Below are 20,980 nucleotides of genomic sequence, written 5' to 3'. Positions count from 1 at the left end.
AGTCTTTCTCCTTGTGATTGAGCTACCCGAGGCTTTCCAGGTCGCTGTCCTCGGCCAGCAGCACGCGCGTTTCGCCATGGACGTAGCGAACCGGTGGTGGGGTTTGGGCGTGGTTGTCGAGCTCGTTAAGCAGGCGCTGTAGCTCCATGGCGGTTTCGAGATCGGCGAAGGCTTGGGGTGGTTGCTCCTTGAGTGCCACTGCGTGAACCACCTGCCGGCATAGACGCGAGAGTTTGTGCAGAGTGTCGAGTCCAGGCTCGTCAGGGGCGGCTGCGAACTCGTGCAGCACGTCCTCGGTTCCATTGGCGTTGCGTGTCCAGATTCGAAGCTGGTCGTGGTCCCAGCGCGGCGTGTCGAACACTAGGCGTGCGTGTATCAGCCGGGTATCGCGATCGACGAAGCTGAAGTCCACCGTGCGCTGGCGAGCGATGTTGACGAAGCTGGCGTAGCCGGTGATCCGCGCCTCACCCAGACTGGCGGTGAGCTGTAGGGTGTCGAGCACCTCGCTGCCGGAGATCGAGAAGTCCGAGCGCACGCCGAGTACGCCATGCACCTTGAGCTGACCGGCGCGTGGGCAGATCCAGCCAAGTAGATCCAGGGCATGGATCACTTCGCTGGTCACACCGCAGGTGGGGCGGTAGTCGTTGATGCGATCCTTGCCCCAGTGGAAGCTGGCGCGCACCAGTTGCCAGTCATGGCGTTCGACCCACTCGCGCAATTGCCGGCTGGCGTCCGAGTAGCGCTCCACCAGATCCAGAGCAAAGCCACTGATGTGTTTCAGTGCGCCGAGCAGCTTGTCCAGGTTGTCCTGCGGCGTGGCCAGTGGCTTCTCGCAGATCACGAAGCCCCTGTAACCGGCCAGCTGTTGCAGCACTGGCGCATGGCTGTGGTCGTTGACGCTGACCACGACGATATCCGGGGCGAACTCCTGCAGCGCCCGGTCTACGCTGTTGAAATAGGGCAGCTCGGTCGGTTTCTGCCGGCGCCCGACGTAGGCCAGCGACAGCGGCAGGTCAGTGCTCGCGGCGATATTCTCGAAGGCGCGTTGGTAGCGATTGCCGGCATAGCCTAGGCCGATGATCAGGATCTTCATGCCGAGGCCTCCTGACGGATCAGTAGGCGCTCGTCGCTGGTGGCGAAGCCCAGTGTCTGGTACAGCTTGTCGGCAGCCTCGGTGCTCTGAAGCACCACGGAGCCTACGCTGCAGCTGGCGAACCAGCGCAGCAGGTTCTGCATCAATTGTCGGGCTATGCCACGGTTACGCCATTGCGGCTCCACCACCACCGACTGTACCCAGCCGGACAAGCCGTTAAGGCATCCGGGAGCTGGTGCACGTTGATCGATAATCGCGGTTGCACAGCCAAGCACTTCACCAGTTTCCTTGTGTTCTGCGGCGAGAACATGCACGCAATTGCTTGTGTTTAAGTGGCTGCTCAGCCAGGTGCGGTAAGCCGCGCGCCAGCGCATTGAGTCTTCTGGTGTCTTGCTTGAATACATGGCTTCAGTACCATCCAGCAGGTAAGCACGCAGCTCCACTAGCCTGTTCAGGTCGGCCACCATCGCAGGGCGCACGATAAGGAAGGGTTGATTCATCTCATGCCACCTCCGCGCTGAACACTTGGGACGCAAGCGGAATGGAGAAATGCTCGAATGTCTCGCGTAGCGACACTGCCAAGTGCTCGATTTGGGCGTCGCTGTGGTTTGGTGTGGCATTCACTCGGAAGCGCTCGGTGCCCACCGGTACCGAGGGATAATTGATAGGTTGCAGATACACACCATGGGTATGCAGCAAGCGTTCGGCCGCAGATTTACAGCGCTTTGCTTCGCCCACCAGCACTGGTAGTACGTGCGTCTGTGAGCAGGGCATGACTGGAATGTCATGTTGTTGGAGGTTTACGCGCAGCTTGGCCGTTTGGGTGTGCAACCGCTCCCGCTCAGCACTGTTGGCCTTCAAGTGCTCGACACTAGCCAGGCAACCAGCGGTGATTGCCGGAGGAAGCGAGGTGGTAAAAATGAAGCCGGTAGCGAAGGAGCGCACGGCATCGACAAGCACATGAGTCGAGGCGATATAACCACCAATTACCCCGATGGCCTTGGCCATGGTGCCTTGAATGATATCTACCTGATCGGTAAGGCCGAGTTCAGCCGCTATGCCTGCGCCACGTGGGCCGTACATGCCAACGGCATGTACTTCGTCGAGGTAGGTGAGAGCGTTGTAGCGCTTGGCAACGGTGACGATCTCTTCGATGGGGGCAATGTCTCCGTCCATCGAATAGACTGACTCGAACACCACGAGCTTTGGACGATCCAGTTGATAACTGGACAGAATCTGCTCCAGGTGGGCTACGTCGCTATGGCGGAAGATCTGGCGTTCGTTGGGCGTCGAGCGGATGCCGTTCACGATAGAGGCGTGGTTCAGTTCGTCACTGATCACCACGCAGTTGGGAATACGGCGTAGAAGGCACTGGATGGTAGCGTCGTTGGAGCCGAAGCCGGTAGGAAAAACCAGAGCAGATTCCTTGCCGTGCCAGTCCGCAAGGCTTGCCTCCAGGCGTGCGTACACTTCGTGAGACCCACCAATATTGCGTGACCCACCGGAGCCGGCGCCATAGATCCCTAGTGCTCTGTGCATCTCGGTAAGTACGCACGGATGCTGGGACATGCCCAGATAGTCGTTACTGCACCAGATAACCACGGGCTCTGGGTGATGATTGCTCAGCTTGGCTAACGGATACTGGCCGCAGAGGCGGCTGAGGGTGGTGAAGGTTCGATACTGATTGGAGGACTTCAGAGTCTCTAGCTGATCGCGAAGAAGTGATTGGTACATCCTGTTAACTCCTTTGCAGATTGATGACACATCAATGTGTAAACTCTTAATCAAGCAAGAGTCCTGGCCCGGGTTCGTCAGCCAGGAATGGGTATTCTTCTTCGGTTTTTCGAAGGGTACAATTTGACCGTTTATGCTATTACTTGAGGTAACCGTATGAGCGCACCTCAGACACCCTCCCAACACACCCGAGCAGAGCTGGCTGAATTCCTTCGTAGCCGTCGTGAGCGAATCTCGCCTAAAGAGGTTGGATTGCCTGCTGGTGGCCGGCGGCGCACACCGGGGCTGCGTCGCGAAGAGGTGGCAGCCTTGGCTGGGGTTGGCTTGTCTTGGTACACGTGGCTGGAGCAAGGGCGGGACATTAAGGCATCCTCTGCTTTTCTCGATAACCTCTCACGAGTGCTCAAGTTGGATGAGACCGAGCGTCGTCACCTTTTCTTGCTAGCTCATCAGCGGTTGCCACAAGAGTTAGGGCGTACTTTGTGTGTAGTCCCGCCTTTGATAAATCGGTTAATGAATGATATTCCTTCGCGACCCTCCTACGTGCTTAACCTGCGTTGGGATGTGTTGACTTGGAATCCAGCTGCAGATCGTGTGTTCGGCTTTTCAAGTCGTCCCGCCGATAGGCGTAATCTCTTGTGGATGCTATTTACTAGCCCCGGCATGCGCGAGCTGTTTTCTCCTTGGGATGAGCAGGCGCTACAGATTTTATCTAGCTTCCGTCGTGACTTCGTGCGTGCCATACATGATACTGATATCACCAACTTGGTGGCGGAACTAGAAAACGTATCACCTGATTTCAAGGCCTGGTGGCAACAGCAGGATATCCATGGTCCATGCCAAGGCATTCGCCACTTGCAGATACCCACGGTTGGGCAAGTAGAGTTCGAGCATACCTCACTGTCTATCGATGAAGATCGCCACCTGCGTCTTGTGTACTATGCAGCAAAGGAAGGTAGGCCTGAGAGTCGAGCCTTTGAGAAGTGGCTTCAGCAAGAGCCAGTTCAGGCCTAGACTAGGAATTAATTTTTTGGGTAGGTGTTAGACTCCGCGCGGCGAACGATCTACATCTCGGACGCGGCAAGCTCAAGGCGTATGACGATTCCTGACCTTCGAGACGCCTACGTCTGCCGTGAAACGATCTACAGTGCCATCTATGCCTTTCCTGTCGGTGAGCTGAGGAAGGATTGATCCACTGCTTGCGGCAAGGGAAATCCACGCGGAAGCCCCGCCGTGGGCAAGTCGATCGACGCAACCAGATTCCTGACATGGTCAGTATTCACCTACGTCCTCCTGAGGTGGAAAAACGCGAATTCCCAGGGCATTGGGAAGGCGACCTCATCAAAGGCAAGGGCAACGCATCGGCAGTCGGTACCCTCGTCGAACTCAAAAGCGGTTATCTGATTCTGGCGAAGATGAACGATGCGACCGCTACCTCCGCGGTAGAAGGCTTCAGCGCGGCGCTGAATCGTATGCCATTGGCCGCACGAAAGAGCATGACGTATGACCAGGGACGTGAGATGGCGCAGCACGCCAGGATCACCCAGAACACCGGCGTCGCCATCTACTTCTGCGACCCGCACAGCCCATGGCAGAGAGGGGGGCAACGAAAATATCAATGGCCTCATACGGCAGTACTTGCCTAAGGGGGCGGACCTATCGGTGTACAGCCAGAAGGAACTGGATGAAATAGCCCTTGAGCTGAACATGCGCCCGCGAAAACGCTTCGATTGAAAGTGTCCCATTGAGATGATGAGCGAGCTGATGGCGAAGTACCATGAGGCTCCGTCATCAACTCATTAACGGTGTTGCATTCAGAAACTGCATCCGCCCATTGTTGAAAGTGCCAGCGCGTTCATCCATATCAGGACGCGCAGTCCAAACACTATTATGCAGCTAGTTCTACAACGTCACACTTTGGTTTTACATTGGCTTATCTAACTTTCAATATATGAGTAAATGAGGTGATCATGTTTGATTTTGTTAGCGGTGTGACCACAGGAGTCGCAGGAAACTTTGCCACTAAGCTTATCGAAGCATTCTGGGGTGGCAATAAATTGTATTCGGAAACACCAGAACCTAGCAATGATGAGAATCAATTCGATGGCTCAGCGCATAGTGCTGAACAGCATCCTAAACTTTTTGAGACGTTTCATATCAAGAATGGTTTTAAAGACATATTGAGGTATGTTGAAAAGCCAGTAGTGCATGCTATCGTTGAAGACTCCCCGACTACTCACTATCACCTAATCACACTGGTTGTTGAGTGTCAAAAAACTGGAGAGTGGTTTGTTTCACAAAAAGGAGAAATGGCATTTGAAGGAGGCGGGGGTGGTATTAGAGTGGCACGAAATGTCATTGAGTTGTGTGCTGGAAGAAGATTAAAAGTTACGCCTTGGGTTCTGAGCGTTGAAAAATCTGAATTATTATCTTCAGGTCGTTTACTTTGGCATGACGTTAAACAAGAATTGATTCCCTTGCTGACGTATGCCAAGAGTGAGTATTTTATTGATCGTATAGCTAAACGCTATAGAGAGTTAACTGCATGACAAAATATTTAATAGGCTGTGCATCATTGTGAGGACATGTGCCGCGGTGATGAGGGACTATGAGCACTGTGCTTTTAGTGGTCGACTGTCAGGTAAATACCGCCACACTTCAGGAGGCGCGCGATGGGGTTAAGGCATGCAACAGAGCAGGACTTGCCGAGGATCGTCGAGATCTACAATGCAGCTATCCCGAGCAGACGATCCACTGCTGATACTGAGCAGGTCACGCCTGAGTCCCGCCTTGAGTGGTTCCGCAAACACCAACCCGAGCGTCGTCCGCTGCTTGTGTATGAGCGCGAGGAAGGGGTGGTGGCGTGGATGAGTTTCGAGGATTTCTACGGCAGGCCGGCTTATCGCCACACGGCAGAATTGAGTATCTACATCGACCCCAGGTATCAGGGCAAACTACTCGGGAAAAAGTTATTGCACGCAGCTGAGGAGATGGCACCGAAGCTGGGGCTGCACTCCCTCGTTGGCTATGTTTTTGCCCATAACACGCCGAGTATACGGCTCTTGAAAGCGCTTGGGTTTCAAGAGTGGGGACGTTTGCCTGACATCGCGGAGATGGATGGCAAAGAGTATAGCCTCTGCATCATGGGCAAGCGGCTCGCTCGCACCGAGCCAAACACCACCCTCTAGCCCTATCTGGGCGGTCAAGGACTCAACCAGTGATCATCCCCCAAGACGGGCGCCTGCGGCTGGATCGTGAGCGCTTGAAGCAGCATCGCAAGCGGCTGGGCCTGAGTCAGGAGGCGCTGGCCGAGTACTGTTTTGATCGGCGATTGTGCGTTTCCATCGCTTCCATCAAGCGGGCGGAGAGTGGCAAGGCGGTGCTGTATCGTACCGCTCGGCATCTGGCCGAGATCTACGAGGTCGAGGTCGAGGAGCTGTCGGCGGAGGCCGAGGAGGCGGCCGTTGTCGCTGCCGATATCGAGGAGATGGAGAGCGCCCGCATACTGATCCAGTTGCACGCCGTGGCGGCCGATTCCTCGGCGCTGGCGAGCTGGGTGCAGCATTTCGGCGGTAGCCTGGAGGAAGGGGGCACGGCGCTGTTCGGGCTGCCCCGGGCTTACCGCAGCGATGCCCAGCGCGGCCTGTTGTGTGCTGCCACCCTGGTGGAGCAGGGGGTGGCCCGTGGCGTTTATCTTCAGGCCGGCCATTGGCCTACGGCTGTGCCGCTTTCGATGTCGGGTGGGCAGAGCGGCGTGTGGGTCGAGCGTGGCGTGGCGGTCCAACTGGCGGAGCGCTTCGTTTTCGATGACGAAGGCGGGGAGTGGCTGCGCTATCGTCAACCCCGGGACGAGGCTCATGATGCTCGCTTCGAGCTGGTGGGGCGCCGGGTGCAGTTGGGCCAGCTGCAAGCCATCCTGGAGAGCACCCAGGCCTACCAGGCCGGTCATCTGATCTATATCCGCGGTGTGGCGGGCATCGGCAAGACGCGCCTCAGTGCGGAGTTTGCCGAAATGGCCGCGGCCCATGCCGATCATCACCAGGCTGAGGTGCTGGATTTCGGTACCCGTGCCGACGAAGGCCCGCTGATGCAGCTCGCACGCTCGCTGCTGCAAACCTCTGCTGAGGCGAAAGCGGAAATTCTGGACGAGGCTCTCCTGCTGGCTCGTCTCTCGGCGCTTCGCCTGCCCATGGATCACGCCATGCTGCTGCGTCCGTTGCTGGGCTTGCCTCAGCCGGAGGAGGCGCAGTCGCTCTATGCCGCCATGACCCCCGCGACCCGCAGCCAGCGCTTGGTGCTGGCACTGCGCGATCTGCTCCTGGCGCGTTCCATTCATCGCCCGCAACTGGTTGTGGTGGAGGACCTGCACTGGGCCGACGAGGCGTTTCTGGCCACGCTCACCGGGCTGCTGCAGGGTACCCAGGAAGCGCCGGTGATCTGGCTGTTCACCTCGCGCCTGGAGCAGGACCCGCTGGAGAGCCGCCTGCGCCCGCAGCTGCCGGAGCTGCCCCTCACCCTGATCGAGCTGCCGCCGCTGCGCCCGCAGGAGGCCGAGGCCTTGGTGGCCAGCTACGGCACGGTGCCCGCCGAGCACGCCGCCCGCTGTGTGACCCAGGCCCAGGGCAACCCACTGTTCCTGACTCAACTGCTGCTGTTCCATCCTCATCGCAGCCTGCCGGCCAGTCTCGCCAATCTGGTACAGAGCAAGCTGGATCAGCTCACCGATCTGGATCGTCGGGCCATGTGCATCGCCGCGGTGATGGGGCAGCGCTTCTCCCTGGCCTCGCTGCAGGAGGTGCTGGGGCAGACCGATTATCAGCCCGAACTTCCCCAGCGCTACAGCCTGGTGCGCCCGCTGGAAGAGGACAGCTACCGCTTCGTGCATGATCTGATCCTGCAAGGCATCTACGAGGGGATTCCCAAGATCCAGCGCGACCGGCTGCATCTGCGCCTGGCCGCGCTCTACGGCGAGGCGGAACCGGGCTTGCGGGCGCGCCACCTGCATCGGGCGCGCTCGCTGGAGGCGCCGAATGCCTTCCTGCAGGCGGTGGCGGCGGAAATGGCTCGCTATCGGCACGAGGAAGCCATGGCGCTGCTGAAGGATTGCCGCGCCATTGATTACGCACCCAAGGATGAGTACCGGCTGATGCTGCTGCAGGGGCAGGTGGCGATGGCCACCGGGCAGATCCAGGCGGCGCGGGAGCACTTCGAGGCGGCGCGCAGCTTCGCCCGGGAGGAGCGTCAGCGCATCACGGCCGATCTGTGGCTGGCTCGGGTGCTGAACATGCTCGATGCGCTGGCGGCGGAGGAGGCGATACTCGACGGCCTGCTACCCCTGGCCGAGGCGCTGGAGGATCCCTTGCCCCTGGCCGAGGCGCTCTATCTCAAGGGCAATCTCTATTTCCCCCGGGGCGACTTTGCCACCAGCCGCGCCTATCACACTCGCGCCCTGGAGCAGGCCCGCCGTGGCGGCGACGTGCGCACCGAGATCCAGGCCCTGAGCGGGCTGGGCGATGCCCACTATGCCGAGGGGCAGATGCTCAGCACCCTCGAGCTGTTCGACCATTGCGTCACGCTGTGCCGAACTCATGGCCACGCCGACCTGGAGGCCTCCAACCTGTTCATGCTGGGTACCGCCCGCATCTACGCCAACCAGACCGAAGCGGCGCTGGCTGATTGTTTCGACGCCGCCGAGCTGGGCAAGCGGGTCGGCAATCGGCGTGCCGAGGTGGTGGCGCGGCTCACGGCAGGGTGGATTCTGCTCTCCCAGGGCGAGCCTTATGCGGCGGACGAGCAGATCGAGCAGGGGCTGACGGTGGCTCGCGGCCTGGGCTCGGGGCGCTTCGAGGCGTTTCTGCTGGAGAGTCGCGCCCGGATCGAGCTGATCACCGGGCGGCTGGCCGAGGCGCGGGCCAGCATCGAGCGTGCCTGGCAGCTAGTCGAACAGCACAGCCTGAAGGCTTTCATCGGCCCCTGGGTGCTGGGCACCCTGGCGCTGCTGGAGGAGGAACCTGAGACCCGCCTGGCGACTCTGCAGCAGGGCGAAGCGATATTGGATGCCGGCTGCGTGGGGCACAACGGCTACCGCTTCCTGATCGCGGCGGCGGAGGTCAGCCTGCTCGACCGGCGCCCCGAGGCGGCCCGCCACTATGCCCGGCGCCTGACCCAGCTGATGGGGGCGGAGCCCTGTACCTGGGGTGAGCACCACTGCGCCCTGATCGAAGCCCACGCCGATTGGCTTGAGAACGGCGCGGGGAGTGAAAAAGAGAGCGGCGAGGAGAGCGCCCTGGAAGCCCTACGGGCGTGCTGGCACCGTGGCGAAGCCGCTGGCCTGGTGATGACGCTGCCTCGCCTGGCTGCCAGCCGACGCTAACCGCAGGGGACCGTCGATCCGACGCTCCGATGCCGTCAGCAGCAGGGCGACGAGATGCTCCGATTGCTCCAGGCACTGTTCCTGCAGGCCGGCGCCGCGAGTCCAGCCGCCGGCGAACAGCAGTGGGCAGCCCTTTTGGTCTTCGGCGCTGCGCCGGGCGGTGGTCTGGTTGTAGCGCTCTATCTCCGCTTGCGCCTCCAGGCAGTTGGCATCCAGCACGTTGTGCTTGAACAGGGTCCAGGCCTTGGCTTCCAGGGCGGGGTCCAACGGCGGCAGCCGGTCGCGGTAGCCTGCCTCGCCGGGGGCAGTGTCCGACAGCGTTGCGGGTGCGTCCAGGGGGGAGGACTGCCGCTCGAGCATCTCACTGCGGGGAATCCGGTTGAGGTCGTCCACCAGGGAGACGAAGTACTGCGGCAGGCCTGCCTGATTGTAGGCGGGGTTCTCGGCATCGTTCTGGTGGCGGTTCGCCACGTAGTCGATCCGGTAGGGGAAGAAGGTGTCCTCGTGGTTACGCACCTCGATGTTGTAGGTGCGCCACAGGTTGCGATTGGGCGGCAGGCGCGCGGCGGCGGTGTGGCAAACGCTGAAGCTGCGGGTGTAGCGCACCTTGCCGAGGATGTGCTGCAGCTCCCGCTGGGTGTCACTCAGGCCGTCGCCGAAGGTCAGCAGTGGTAGGGCATCTTCGGCATGGGTGGCCATGAACAGCAGGTCGGCCTCCCAGCGGCGTTCGCCGGGAGCACGCTCCGTCAGCGTCACTCCCTGGGTCATGAGACTTGCCTCCACCTCGATGCCGCGCAGGATCTGAACACGGGGGCCCGGCGTATTCGGGTCGGTGACATGCGCGGCCAGGGCCTCCAGCCAGTGCTGGGCGCCGTGCTCGAAGTAGCGGCGGTCCGGGGGCGAGCCGCCCTCCTGAATGCGGTAATACTCGAAGGGGGCCTGGAGCGGCATGCCGCCCGGGCCGCGATCGTCGGCGAAATACATGGCCGAGATGCGGGGGTAGTAGATGGTCTGGCGGATACGCTCCAGCCGCGCCGGTAGCTCGGGGTCCTGCCAGTCGATGGAGACGTTCAAACGCTCCGCTGCCGCGGCCAGCATATCGGCGGGGGCGGCGATACAGGCGTCGAAGAAGTCGTCCACGGTATAGCGCGGCGTAACGCGATGATTCTCCACCAGGGCGATGGCGCTTTGGTGAACCACCGGGATCAGCAGCGCCAGCCTACCGCCATCGACCTTGCATAACTCGTGGGCCGGATCGCTGACGCCACGGAACAGCTCCTTGTCGTCGGTCAGGGCGATGCTCCCGTCACGGCTGAAATAGCTTTCGGTATTCTCCAGGGGCTTCATGCGCTCCAGCTCGCCGATCTCGCCGAGTATCGTGCGCAGGCGGTGGTAGGTCGCCAGGTTGACGTCATTCACGCCGAGGTCGGCCCAGCGGCGGTAGGGCGAGTCGGGCTTTCCCGGATGACGCCGGCAGCCCAGGTCGACCCACACCGTCTCGGCGTTGCCGCCCAGGGTTGCCTTGCGCTCGAAGATCGTGACCTCGATCTGCCGGGCCGTCTCGTGCCCCAGCTTCTGGCAGCCGAGTTTTTGCAAATAGTAGGCCAGCGACAGGCCGGAGACCCCGCCGCCGATAATGGCAATCCGTAGCGGTGCATGGTCCATGGTGACGCCCCCTTGTAGTTGTTCACTCAAGAATCCACCAAGAGCACGCCGCAACCAAGGGCCTGAGGTGAGCTGATACCGAAGTGATCCGTTGCGCTTCGTGGGGCTGTTTCCAGCGCTCGTGGTGATACCGAGGTGATGCGGTCGGTATGAGATATCTGAACTGGAATGCTTAGGGCAGTAAGCCGCGACCGGTTGCCGGCCGCCGATTCCAGAACAACGCACGAGGTATCACCCCATGAACGCTCCGCAAACCATCGACAAGCAGCTGATCGCCCACGACTTCCGTGTCGCCATGCATGGCAAGCTCGAGCCCGAGAAGATCGACGAGGCCACCCAGGCACTGGTCGCCTCCGAGAAGGCCTACGCCGCCAACGGCAGCGTGGCCAGCCTGATCTTCTATCTCAAGTTCCAGGTCAACATCACCGACGGCAAGACCTTCGACGGCCATGCCGGAGGCGCCTCCTCACCGGGCGGCGGTGCACTCTTCGGGCACGTCTACACCAACGATCTCGACCGGCTCTATCGCGATACCGTGAGCTTCGAGTTCCAGGCCACGCCGGTCTACCTGAGCATCCTGTTCTTCGACAGCCACAGCAACCTGCTGGGCCACTTCCAGTCGGGGGCAGTCTCCATCGTCACCGGCGTCGGCGGAGGCAAGGGTAGCTGGAGCTGAGCGGATAAATTGTCAATAGCTTGGCTATATACGGGGGCGCTTCGGCGCCCAGATGAAGCCCCTGAGTCAGTGATCTGGCTCAGGGGCTTTTCCGTATTGTCTCGCGTCTAGTAGACAGTATTTGCGGGGGCTGCTCACTTTTCCTTGTAAGCCTTTTCCTACACGTTTATCGGCGATGTGCCACAGATACCCGCCGCTTCGATTGATATGCTCTCTGCGCGAGGAATTGCGATTCCTCTAATGGATTAATAAGAGCAATACCTTTCACGCAGGGAGGCACCATGGCCGATGCAAGCGGATGGCAATTCACCCTGGACTTGGCCGGGGCCGACGATCTGGCGGTCATTGAATTCACGCACAAGGAAGCGCTGTCCCAGCCCTTCGAACTGACGGTGCGCTTCGCCAGCCGCAACGGCAGCCTCTCCGCCACCGATATCCTCGACCGCGAGGCCACCCTGACGATCTGGCAGGAGGGCGAGGCGCTGCGCCGCGTCCATGGTATCGTCAGTGAGTTCGCCCGCGGCGACCGCGGCCACCGCCGCACCTTCTATCGCGTGACGATCCAGCCCGCGCTGTGGCGCCTCTCGCTGCGGCAGAACTCGCGCATCTTCCAGGAAGTCTCGCCGCTCACGGTGCTCAACACCCTGTGCGACGAACACGACCTCACCGACATCGCTTTCGATGCCACTCGGGAACCCGAGTCCCGCGAGTACTGCGTGCAGTATCGCGAGACCGATCTCGCCTTCGTCCAGCGCCTGGCTGCCGAAGAGGGCCTGTTCTACTTCCACGAGTTTTTCCAGGTCAGCGATGCAGAGGGGGGCAGTGCCGCCCACCGCCTGGTCTTCGCCGACGCCCCCCAGGTCCTGACCCACCTGGGCGAGCGCACCTACCACGGCCGCGCCGGGGGCACGCCGCCCACGCGCCACGTCCGCAAGCTGCAACAGCATGCCCGCGTCGCCCCGGCCTCGACCACGCTCAAGGACTACTCCTTCAAGCGCCCGGCCTATGGCCAACGGCACGACCACCTCGCCGACGGGCTGGAGGAGCACGCCCAGCGGGTCGACTACGAACACTACGACTACCCCGGCCGCTACAAGCGTGACGCCTCCGGCCAGGCCTTCACCCGCATCCGCCTCGAAGCGCTGCGCCAGAGTGCCAGCACCGCCGATGCCGAGAGCGACCTGCCCGAGTTGGCCCCGGGTACCCGCTTCACCCTGACCGATCACGACCTCGATGCGCTCAACCAGGATTGGCAAGTGCTCGGCGTGGTCCATTACGGCAAGCAGCCCCAGGCCCTGGAAGAGGACGGGTTCCTGCAGGACCAAGAGCAGGGAGAGGGTGACGCTAGCAGCCTGCAGGGGCGGGCAGGCTCGGAAGCCATGACCCGCTACCACAACGACCTCGTGCTCATGCCCGCCGACCTGACCTGGCGCCCCGAGCCTAACCCCAGGCCCCGGGTCGACGGCCCCCAGGTCGCCTTCGTCGTCGGGCCCGACGGCGAGGAGATCTACTGCGACGAGCACGGCCGGGTCAAGGTGCAGTTCCCCTGGGACCGCTACGCCGAGCCCAATGAAACCGCCAGCGCCTGGCTACGGGTCAGCCAGGACTGGGCTGGCGGCGGCTACGGCAGCATGGCGATTCCCCGGATCGGCCACGAGGTGATCGTCAGCTACCTGGAGGGCGATCCCGACCAGCCGCTGATCACCGGGCGGGTCTACAACGCCGTCAACACGCCGCCCTACGAACTCCCGGCGAACAAGACCCGCACCGTCATCCGCACCCAGAGCCACCAAGGCGAAGGCTTCAACGAACTGCGCCTGGAAGACCAGGCCGGTGAAGAGCAGATCTGGCTCCACGCCCAGAAAGACCTGGAACTGCTGACGAATAACGACCGCACCGAAGAGATCGGCAACGACAGCCACCTCACCGTGCACCGCAACCGCATCAGCGAGATCCACAGCAACGACCACCTCACCGTGCGCGGCCAACGCCACCTCCAGGTCGATGGCGACGACCACCTCATCGTCGGCGCCACCCGCCACGAAAAGACAGCCCGCGCCCAGCTCGTCGAAGCCGGTCAGGAGGTTCACCACCAGGCCGGCAGCAAGACCGTGATCGACGCCGGCGCCGAGATCACCCTCAAGGCCGGCGGCAGCTTCCTCAAGCTCGACCCCAGCGGCATCACCTTCGTCGGCGCCCAGGTCAAGATCAACTCCGGCGGCAGCCCCGGCTCGGGGAGCGGGCAGGGGGCGCAGTCCCCGGAACTCCCCCAGCGCGCTGAGCGCGAGGAACATACCCAAGTCGCCTTCTCCGGCCATGGACCCAGCCAGCAGGCGCAACTGGTCGAGGCGGAAGGGCTGGGCGAGCGCGAGTTTCTCGTCGACGTCACCAGCGGTAGCCAGGACGGTCAGCAGGTTCGTCTGCGCAAGGGGCGTGCTCGGACGAATGGAGGACAGAACGGATGAGCGAAGGCGATCTCAAGGAACTGCAAGACGAGAAAGTCGACCTGGGCGTGCGGCGCCGTGTCGAATATGAGGACGACGAAGACGGCACTCTGGCGCTGGTCATTCCCAAGCGTGAAGGCGGCGGTGAAATCGAGATACCGCTGCAGGAGCATGCCAGAACCGTTTTCGAGCGCACCGATGGCAGCCTGCAGGACAACACCATGCTGGCCGTTCGCCCCCTGGCGGAAGTCGGGCGCAATCGCCCCGTTCAGCGGAGTGGGGTAACGACCAATACCGGTATTGCTACCGCCATGCTACGCCCGGGGTACTTATACGTCTTCTTCGATAACCGCCTCTGGCGCGAACTCGAGGTCGGCCCTGATGGCAAGCTCAGCGATGTGGGCGTCGAACACTATCGCGAGCAGGCCGAGGGCGGCGATACCCCCAACGAGCGCGACAGCGCAGGTGAATGGCTCGATAACATCCTGCTACCCGCCATGCTGCAGGGCCAAGCCACCCTGCACCAGGTGCGCCTCGCCTACAGTGAGATCGCCTGGAGCTGGCCCTATATCACCTGGCTGGAAGCCAATCCCGGGCGGCTCGAAACTCGCACCACACCCGTAGGGCACGCCCACGCCGTGATTCTCGATATGGAAGGCTGGCTCTCCATGCAAACGGGGTTTCCCGCCGGGCGCGTAGCTGACCAGCCGCCCCTGCGTGAACGCGATCTCGGTATCGAACTGATGCTGGAAGCGCCCGAAGCTTATACCACCGACTTTACCGCACCAGCGGGAAACGAGCTGTGCGCCAAGCTCAAAGCCTTGTGGGAGCAAGCCGGGGAAACCGATCGCGCTGCCACTCTGGCGCTGGAGTGCGAGGCAGGCGAAGACCTCTTGGCTGCCATACGGGATAACGCTGGTATCGTTGCCGTGGCACTGCCGGACCCCCTGTTCACGCTGCGCCATGCCCTGGCCCAGATCCACCTCGCCGAACACTATCTGGATGGCCTCGACAGTCGGCTGGCCGACAATCCCTTGGGACATTCGGCCAAGCTCATTCGCCAGGCTCTCTTCACCGCGCCGAGCAGTGGCGAGGCGAATCCACTTGCCGAGTTTCGGGGTGCCATCGACCCGACAAAGCTCGATGCCACCCTGGAGCAGGCCGAACGCAACGTCGCGCTTGCGGTAGTGCGCACACAGCTCGACGCCCTCCAGCAACTGGCCAGCCAGGGCCAGCTCACTGCCGTGCTGCGTGATTTCACCAGTCACGATGAACTGGGTATCTGCGAAGGCTATGCTCTGTGTGGCGACTTGTTCGGTGTGCTGCAGCAGCTTCCCGGTGTGCTACACGACCAAGGCGACACCGGCCAAGAGGCCCGTACCCGACAACTGCTCAAGACCCTTCTGACCGATCGGGAGTTGCAAGCGCTTTGGAGTGCCGACGAGAGCGAGGCATCTGAAGCAACGGCCGACGGCGACACCAACACCAACGATGGCAGCGGCAACTTCCGGCCTGCCTTCCTGCGTCAGCTTGCCGAGGACGACCGCGACATCGACGAAGCCCTTGCCGAAAGTCTGGGGCTGGAGACCCTGGGGCTGGTCGCCCAAAACCTGACTGAGCAGGAACAAGCCCAGCAGAACCAAGTGCTCAGCGTGGCCAACGCCATCAAGGTTGGCGGCTTGGTCAACACGGTAGTGGGGCAATGGAGCCAGGCCGTGCTGCGGGTAGCAGAGCGGATCGGCGACGACGTGGAAGTGATCCACATGCGCCGTGTGTTCACCGCCGTTAGCACCCATGCCAACCTGGTCGATGGCTCCCTGAGGGGCGAGCTGCAAGTCATGCATCGCGGCGACGTCGACCTGAGCCGCTACGTCATCATCGGTGTGCATGGCGATGGCATCGAATGGGGCCTGACCGACCGCGACCGCACCAGTGGCGTGCTCCAGACCCAGCGAGACTACCTCTACGCCGAGCAAGTGGATCCCAGGGGCAATGTGCAAGCCTCGACCAGCCCGAAACGCATGTCTTCAGAAGTAGACGATGCTATCCGCCAGGCTGCCGGCCATGTTCTGGTGTACGTTCTCCCCGCCGGCCACCCCGAAGCCGCAAAGGTAGCGCAACTACGTCTGACCAAGCTAGCCGGTCAGGTTAAAGTAGTGATAGATGGCCCAGCGGTGTCGAGACTGTTGGTGGGGTTTGCGATATATAACTTGGGCATGGAGATGTCCAATCTTGTTGAGGCAGAGAAAAATGAAAGGCTTTTACTGCAGGTGGGAAAAGTAGTTGGTGCCGGAGTTGATCTATCTGCAGCCTCAATGAAACTACATGCAGCTCTATATCCAGAATCCGTTTCTATGACTGGACGAATTATTCAGCGTCCTTTGTTCGATATGAAAAATATTCCTGGTGTTGGTCCTTGGCTAGCAAAGCGACTTGCGCGGCAGGGTGGTAGTAGTTTAGTCCGGACGCTGGGGCTGGCTAATTTCTTGGCTGGCGTGATGGTCGTGGGAGTCAGCAGTTGGGAATTACGCAATAGTTTGCAGCAAGGGGATCGCGATGCTGCTATCGGCCATGGTGTGGCGATTGCAGGAGGAGCACTGTTTCTTGCTGCTCCCCTGATGGCGGGGCTGGTAATGATCCCCGGTTGGGGGTGGGCACTGCTGGGCCTGGGGTTGGCCATTGGCGGTAGCAGCTATGCCGCCATGAATCAGGATATCCCCTTCGAGCAGTTGCTCAAGCAGGGCCCCTTGGGTACCCATCCTGCCAGTACGGTGACATCGGCCGACGATACCGTTTACTACCCGCAGCTGTTGACGCAGCTGAGCCCGGCCCAAATCGAAGTGACGCGCTACGGCAGCCTTGATACCGAAGAGCGGCAGGCACTGCTAGAAAGCGTATGGGAATCCACGACGGATACCCCTAGCAGCCGCGACTATGTGGTCACGATCAGCACGCCGTTGATCAGCCGCTACAAGATTGGCGAGACGTTGAACCTGGCCGTGCAGGAGCTGGAGCAGACCGATACCGGCACCATCACCCCGCTTGGCACATACGAGCAGCTCTCTCATATCACAAGGTCGCCAGAACCTTTTGAAATCGGCAAACGTCAATTGTTGCCACAGCAAAGTGCGGTACGCTTTCTGGTCAAGCGCAAGGTGGCGGAGGAGAGCTTCCAGATGGGTGGCACCAGCGTGACCTCCACGGCTCGCCTGCGTATCGCCTTGCAGGCGAGAGTTGAATGGGAGTTGGGCGAGATGGTGTTGCCCACCCCGATGCTCAAGGAGTACGAGCCCTTTGTGGAAGGCCAGCATGATGCACTGCCGGCTCGGTCGTATCGCACGGTGAATAACCCGATCGCCGACTTCATCAGATCCTTGACGGGGCGCTCACAAGATCCCCGTTACTGGTATATCAAGGAATTTCAGGTATGAAAGAGGCAAGCTCCTCCCACTATGGTCCCGGTGCCTACCGTGCTAGTGCCATTGCTGCGATGCCGGCAGCGCCGAAGAAGCGCGAGCGTATCGGTGAGGAGCTGCTGCCTTTTGGCGACTATGCTGGTATTGATCCCTATCAGCAACTCTGTGAGGATGCCGAGTTCGTTCAGCATCAGGATCGTCAGGACAAGGCATTCTACGAAACGGATGACTGGTGGTGGGATCATCTACGTATCCAATTTATAGAAAGCAAAATAGGGATTTCATTCCTTCTATTGGTGGTGCCTTATTTGTGGGCAACTTCTCTTCTTGCTCTCCTTGTCTACGTAACTACTAAAGTTGGGTATCTTCTGATTCCTGATTATCCTGTGCTCGGAGTTATTTCTGTTGGGGTTATGGCGGTGCTGGGAGTTGTGAGTGTGATTCTAGTTTCTGTTTATACGGCGCAATGGGTTCTTAATAGTATCGCCCGATTTTTTTCTTTCTTACTCACTCCATTTCATAATTTGATCGTTAGGAGTGCTGACCAGTATATGAAAAATCAGAGCAGTGAATTCAACCGCCAAACCGGGACGGTGAGCTTCGCCCAAGGCAAGAAGAAGCCGCCATTGAAAGCGCCTTTCGTCGAGTTCGATGGCTATGTGGAGCGCGTGGTACAGCGTGGCGGGATCTTTTATCGGCTGATGTTCGTGCATCGCTATACCGGCAAGCAGTTCAGCCAGACCTCGCTCAGCGCCATCGTTGATCACAAGCATGAGGTACACGCCACGTGGGACATGCTGCAGCGCTATATGGACGTAAGCCAGCCCATGCCGGACGTGCCGCGCCTGGAGCCCTTCCGTCATCTCGACCCCACCACCGCCGAGCACGATCGGCAAACCGGGCGCGACCCGCGCTACTGGCGCGACCTGGATCTGGAAGACTGGAAGGCGGGTGAGGGTGCCACTCTCCTCAAGGCGCAGATCGAGTATCCCTGGTCCCGCCAGCGCTGCCAGCTCACCCCGCAGCTGGGCAAGGTGGAGATGGCTATTTACCGAGAGCGGCAGGAGGCCGCGGTGACGTGAGGGAAGCGGTTACTACCTACTATTGAGCTCGGTTTAACTGGGAACATCCCACGGCAAGAAAGAAAAATGGATTATAGGAGATATCCATGCGTGACTTCATCGCCATGACGTTCGGTGGCCTTTCGCTGCGCTACTTCCTGCGTCAGCTGTTCTTCGGTGCCGGTATGTCGGCTCTGATCGTATTCATGGTTGTGCAGGGAGACGCGCAGCTACGAATGGATCAACTGGTGCTGCTGATGGCAAACGCCTTGTTGTACCCCTATTCACGCTTCGTCTATGAGCAGGTGATAGGCTTCTTGATGGGAGACAATGTGTTCTTCGTCAATGCCGTGATGATGCTGGTCGTCAAGATGTTCACCATGACGCTTTGCTGGGGCTTCGCATTTTTCATTGCACCGCTGGGGCTTGCATATTTGTACTTCTACCATCGCCGGGCGCAGAGGCAGGAAAACCTCGAGGGGTAAGAAAACCAGGGAAGCCATAGCAAGCTCGCTCCCAGCGCCGCCCACAATTAAAGAGCCCCCGAGCCAGTCACCTGACTCAGGGGTTTTCCGTTTCTATCACCTATTTACTTCGCCGCCAGCGCCACACCTACCTTCGAACGGTTCGGCCGGCCGATGCTCTGGGTGATCCAGGTGCCGGTTTCGGCGAGCTTGTAGAGATCAATGCCGGTTTCGATGCCGAGGCCATTGAGCAGGTAGACGACGTCCTCGCTGGCCACGTTGCCGGAGGCGCCCTTGGTTGTAGGGCACACTACCGATGCCACTTTCGATCACCCTAGACCCTAGATCTATGTTGCGAAATGTCCCCGCGGATATAGTGTTTTTCGTCGCCTGCTGCGGTAACCAGGTGCACTTAGCGTAGATGGGACATTATGCGCGGTTTTTATGCTTAGCCTCCATATCCTTGGATGGCGGCAAGCCGAAGAATCGACGGTACTCACGGCTGAACTGCGATACGCTCTCGTAGCCCACTGCGAACGCCGCGCTGCTCGCTGACGCACCTTCCCCAAGCATCAGTCGACGTGCCTCGATCAAACGCAATTGCTTCTGAAACTGCAGCGGTGTCAGTGAAGTCTGTTTACGAAAGTGATGGTAGAAGGAAGAGTTCTGGTCTGACTCGTATTTCCTATCCTGGCTTTTCCGCCTACTCGGCAGTCAAGGGGGCAGTGGAAGTATTGAGTGTCTACATGGCCAAGGAGCTGGGAAGCCGCGGGATAGCGGTCAATACCGTGGCACCGGGGGCGATCGAAACCGACTTTCTTGGTGGGGCAGTACGCGATACTCCAGATTTGAATACGGCCTTCGCAGAGATGACAGCTCTTGGCCGTGTGGGTGTGCCTGACGACATCGGCCCAATGATTGCCAGGTTGCTAGGAGAGGAGAATCGCTGGATCAATGCCCAACGCATCGAGGTTTCTGGCGGTCAAGCGATTTAAACGCGGTGACCGGCAATAAATGAATAGCTCAACAAGTGAATCGCCCCGGTTTCATCCCTGATCCGGGGCTCTTCACGTCATTCTTCTGCTTACTTCGCCGCCAGCGCCACGCCCACCTTCGAGCGGTTGGGCCGGCCGATGGTCTGGGTGATCCAGGTGCCGGTTTCGGCGAGCTTGTCGAGGTCGATACCGGTTTCGATGCCGAGGCCGTTGAGCAGGTAGACGACGTCTTCACTCGCCACGTTGCCGGAGGCGCCCTTGGCGTAGGGGCAGCCGCCGAGGCCGGCGACGGAGCTGTCCACCACGCTGATGCCTTCTTCCAGCACGGCGTAGAGATTGGCGAGGGCCTGGCCGTAGGTGTCGTGGAAGTGGGCGGCGAGCTTGTCCATGGGAATGTCGCGGCTCACGGCTTCGATCATGCGTTTGGCGGCGAGCGGGGTGCCGACGCCGATGGTGTCGCCGAGCGAGACTTCGTAGCAGCCCATGTCATACAGGGCCTTGGAGACTTCGGCCACCTTGGCCGGGGCGATCTCGCCTTCGTAGGGGCAGCCGAGCACGCAGGAGACGTAGCCGCGCACGCGCACGTTGGCCTCTCTGGCTCGCTCCAGCACGGGGGCGAAGCGCTCCAGGGACTCGGCGACGGAGCAGTTGATGTTCTTCTGCGAGAAGGCTTCACTGGCCGCGCCGAATACCGCCACTTCCTCCACGCCGCACTCCAGCGCCGCTTCCAGCCCCTTGAGGTTAGGGGTGAGGGCGGCATAGGTGACGCCTTGGCGGCGCGTGAGGCCGGTCATCACTTCGCGATGGTCGGCCATCTGTGGCACCCACTTGGGCGAGACGAAGCTGGCGGCTTCGATGTACTTGAGGCCGGCGGCGCCCAGGCGGTCGATCAGTTCCAGCTTGGTGGCCGTGTCGATCGGGTTGGGCTCGTTCTGCAGCCCGTCGCGGGGGCCGACCTCGACCAGGCGCACGCGCTTGGGAAATGCCATATTTACACTCCTTCCTGTCCTAGGCCGTGGCCATGAACCGCGGCTGATCCGTCGACAGGGCTACGAGGAG

The 20,980-nt window shown here is 60.6% G+C and carries 16 protein-coding genes and 2 pseudogenes; 11 read left to right on the top strand and 7 right to left on the bottom strand.

The features are described from left to right. Positions 1 to 22 precede the first annotated feature (22 nt). From HBJ55_RS14055 to hemA, 3 genes are read right to left on the bottom strand one after another with little or no spacing between them, the layout of a single operon-like run. Entirely contained in the window at positions 23 to 1,093 is a 1,071-nt protein-coding gene (locus HBJ55_RS14055; protein WP_167116027.1) for a Gfo/Idh/MocA family oxidoreductase, read from the bottom strand. Then, positions 1,090 to 1,593 (bottom strand): GNAT family N-acetyltransferase, encoded by a 504-nt coding sequence (locus HBJ55_RS14050; RefSeq protein WP_167116024.1) that lies wholly within the window; start codon positions 1,591 to 1,593, stop codon positions 1,090 to 1,092. Before HBJ55_RS14050 ends, HBJ55_RS14055 begins: the two co-directional genes overlap by 4 nt. A 1-nt stretch (position 1,594) precedes the next feature. Next, positions 1,595 to 2,827, bottom strand: coding sequence for a 5-aminolevulinate synthase (gene hemA / locus HBJ55_RS14045; protein WP_167116021.1), 1,233 nt, complete (start codon positions 2,825 to 2,827; stop codon positions 1,595 to 1,597). Positions 2,828 to 2,983: 156 nt separating this feature from the next. Here hemA and HBJ55_RS14040 point away from each other — a divergent pair, with 156 nt between their 5' ends. The 5 genes and pseudogenes from HBJ55_RS14040 to HBJ55_RS14020 all read left to right on the top strand — a co-directional run bounded on the left by HBJ55_RS14040 (position 2,984) and on the right by HBJ55_RS14020 (position 9,200). Then, on the top strand, positions 2,984 to 3,841 hold the full coding sequence (locus HBJ55_RS14040) for a helix-turn-helix transcriptional regulator (RefSeq protein WP_167116018.1): 858 nt from the start codon (positions 2,984 to 2,986) through the stop codon (positions 3,839 to 3,841). Positions 3,842 to 3,904: 63 nt separating this feature from the next. Continuing rightward, a pseudogene (locus HBJ55_RS14035) lies at positions 3,905 to 4,630 on the top strand (IS30 family transposase); the annotation flags it as partial. A 167-nt stretch (positions 4,631 to 4,797) separates the two neighbouring features. Further along, positions 4,798 to 5,376 (top strand): hypothetical protein, encoded by a 579-nt coding sequence (locus HBJ55_RS14030; RefSeq protein WP_167116016.1) that lies wholly within the window; start codon positions 4,798 to 4,800, stop codon positions 5,374 to 5,376. 123 nt (positions 5,377 to 5,499) lie between these two features. Beyond that, on the top strand, positions 5,500 to 6,015 hold the full coding sequence (locus tag HBJ55_RS14025) for a GNAT family N-acetyltransferase (RefSeq protein ID WP_167116013.1): 516 nt from the start codon (positions 5,500 to 5,502) through the stop codon (positions 6,013 to 6,015). Positions 6,016 to 6,044: 29 nt separating this feature from the next. Further along, positions 6,045 to 9,200 (top strand): AAA family ATPase, encoded by a 3,156-nt coding sequence (locus HBJ55_RS14020; protein ID WP_167116010.1) that lies wholly within the window; start codon positions 6,045 to 6,047, stop codon positions 9,198 to 9,200. Here HBJ55_RS14020 and HBJ55_RS14015 read toward each other — a convergent pair. Beyond that, on the bottom strand, positions 9,123 to 10,895 hold the full coding sequence (locus tag HBJ55_RS14015; protein ID WP_240936117.1) for an NAD(P)-binding protein: 1,773 nt from the start codon (positions 10,893 to 10,895) through the stop codon (positions 9,123 to 9,125). The genes HBJ55_RS14020 and HBJ55_RS14015 overlap by 78 nt on opposite strands. A 208-nt stretch (positions 10,896 to 11,103) precedes the next feature. Between HBJ55_RS14015 and HBJ55_RS14010 the strand changes: the two genes are divergently transcribed. From HBJ55_RS14010 to HBJ55_RS13990, 5 genes are all read left to right on the top strand, one after another. Next, positions 11,104 to 11,541: a VapA/VapB family virulence-associated protein gene (locus tag HBJ55_RS14010; protein ID WP_167116007.1), complete on the top strand. Its 438-nt coding sequence runs from the start codon at positions 11,104 to 11,106 to the stop codon at positions 11,539 to 11,541. Positions 11,542 to 11,822: 281 nt separating this feature from the next. After that, on the top strand, positions 11,823 to 14,006 hold the full coding sequence (locus HBJ55_RS14005) for a type VI secretion system Vgr family protein (RefSeq protein ID WP_167116004.1): 2,184 nt from the start codon (positions 11,823 to 11,825) through the stop codon (positions 14,004 to 14,006). Beyond that, complete coding sequence (locus HBJ55_RS14000; protein WP_167116000.1) at positions 14,003 to 17,416, top strand: toxin VasX; 3,414 nt, start codon at positions 14,003 to 14,005, stop codon at positions 17,414 to 17,416. Before HBJ55_RS14005 ends, HBJ55_RS14000 begins: the two co-directional genes overlap by 4 nt. Next, positions 17,413 to 18,483 carry a hypothetical protein gene (locus HBJ55_RS13995; RefSeq protein WP_167115997.1) on the top strand — a complete coding sequence of 357 codons (1,071 nt, stop codon included), beginning with the start codon at positions 17,413 to 17,415 and terminating at the stop codon, positions 18,481 to 18,483. Before HBJ55_RS14000 ends, HBJ55_RS13995 begins: the two co-directional genes overlap by 4 nt. Positions 18,484 to 18,569: 86 nt before the next feature. Further along, positions 18,570 to 18,947 carry a hypothetical protein gene (locus HBJ55_RS13990; protein ID WP_167115994.1) on the top strand — a complete coding sequence of 126 codons (378 nt, stop codon included), beginning with the start codon at positions 18,570 to 18,572 and terminating at the stop codon, positions 18,945 to 18,947. A gap of 104 nt (positions 18,948 to 19,051) precedes the next feature. Here the strand turns inward: HBJ55_RS13990 and HBJ55_RS13985 are convergent. Together HBJ55_RS13985 and HBJ55_RS13980 are read right to left on the bottom strand one after the other, a co-directional pair. Beyond that, a pseudogene (locus HBJ55_RS13985) lies at positions 19,052 to 19,234 on the bottom strand (hydroxymethylglutaryl-CoA lyase); the annotation flags it as partial. Positions 19,235 to 19,355: 121 nt separating this feature from the next. Next, positions 19,356 to 19,544 carry a helix-turn-helix domain-containing protein gene (locus tag HBJ55_RS13980; RefSeq protein WP_338072028.1) on the bottom strand — a complete coding sequence of 63 codons (189 nt, stop codon included), beginning with the start codon at positions 19,542 to 19,544 and terminating at the stop codon, positions 19,356 to 19,358. Here HBJ55_RS13980 and HBJ55_RS13975 point away from each other — a divergent pair. Next, entirely contained in the window at positions 19,508 to 19,921 is a 414-nt protein-coding gene (locus HBJ55_RS13975) for an SDR family oxidoreductase (RefSeq protein WP_479688607.1), read from the top strand. The two genes, HBJ55_RS13980 and HBJ55_RS13975, sit on opposite strands and share 37 nt — an antisense overlap. A gap of 89 nt (positions 19,922 to 20,010) precedes the next feature. Here HBJ55_RS13975 and HBJ55_RS13970 read toward each other — a convergent pair whose 3' ends face one another. Beyond that, positions 20,011 to 20,910: a hydroxymethylglutaryl-CoA lyase gene (locus HBJ55_RS13970; RefSeq protein ID WP_167115991.1), complete on the bottom strand. Its 900-nt coding sequence runs from the start codon at positions 20,908 to 20,910 to the stop codon at positions 20,011 to 20,013. Positions 20,911 to 20,980: the final 70 nt, after the last annotated feature.

It is taken from the genome of Billgrantia bachuensis, assembly GCF_011742165.1.
GTDB lineage: Bacteria > Pseudomonadota > Gammaproteobacteria > Pseudomonadales > Halomonadaceae > Halomonas > Halomonas bachuensis.
This window is presented reverse-complemented; position numbering and strand designations above follow the sequence as displayed.

Bases quoted from the DNA above. Each gene is read 5' to 3' on its own strand.
- HBJ55_RS14055 (WP_167116027.1), bottom strand. From the start codon at position 1,093: ATGAAGATCCTGATCATCGGCCTAGGCTATGCCGGCAATCGCTACCAA.
- HBJ55_RS14050 (WP_167116024.1), bottom strand. From the start codon at position 1,593: ATGAATCAACCCTTCCTTATCGTGCGCCCTGCGATGGTGGCCGACCTG.
- hemA (WP_167116021.1), bottom strand. From the start codon at position 2,827: ATGTACCAATCACTTCTTCGCGATCAGCTAGAGACTCTGAAGTCCTCC.
- HBJ55_RS14040 (WP_167116018.1), top strand. From the start codon at position 2,984: ATGAGCGCACCTCAGACACCCTCCCAACACACCCGAGCAGAGCTGGCT.
- HBJ55_RS14030 (WP_167116016.1), top strand. From the start codon at position 4,798: ATGTTTGATTTTGTTAGCGGTGTGACCACAGGAGTCGCAGGAAACTTT.
- HBJ55_RS14025 (WP_167116013.1), top strand. From the start codon at position 5,500: ATGGGGTTAAGGCATGCAACAGAGCAGGACTTGCCGAGGATCGTCGAG.
- HBJ55_RS14010 (WP_167116007.1), top strand. From the start codon at position 11,104: ATGAACGCTCCGCAAACCATCGACAAGCAGCTGATCGCCCACGACTTC.
- HBJ55_RS14005 (WP_167116004.1), top strand. From the start codon at position 11,823: ATGGCCGATGCAAGCGGATGGCAATTCACCCTGGACTTGGCCGGGGCC.
- HBJ55_RS14000 (WP_167116000.1), top strand. From the start codon at position 14,003: ATGAGCGAAGGCGATCTCAAGGAACTGCAAGACGAGAAAGTCGACCTG.
- HBJ55_RS13995 (WP_167115997.1), top strand. From the start codon at position 17,413: ATGAAAGAGGCAAGCTCCTCCCACTATGGTCCCGGTGCCTACCGTGCT.
- HBJ55_RS13990 (WP_167115994.1), top strand. From the start codon at position 18,570: ATGCGTGACTTCATCGCCATGACGTTCGGTGGCCTTTCGCTGCGCTAC.
- HBJ55_RS13970 (WP_167115991.1), bottom strand. From the start codon at position 20,910: ATGGCATTTCCCAAGCGCGTGCGCCTGGTCGAGGTCGGCCCCCGCGAC.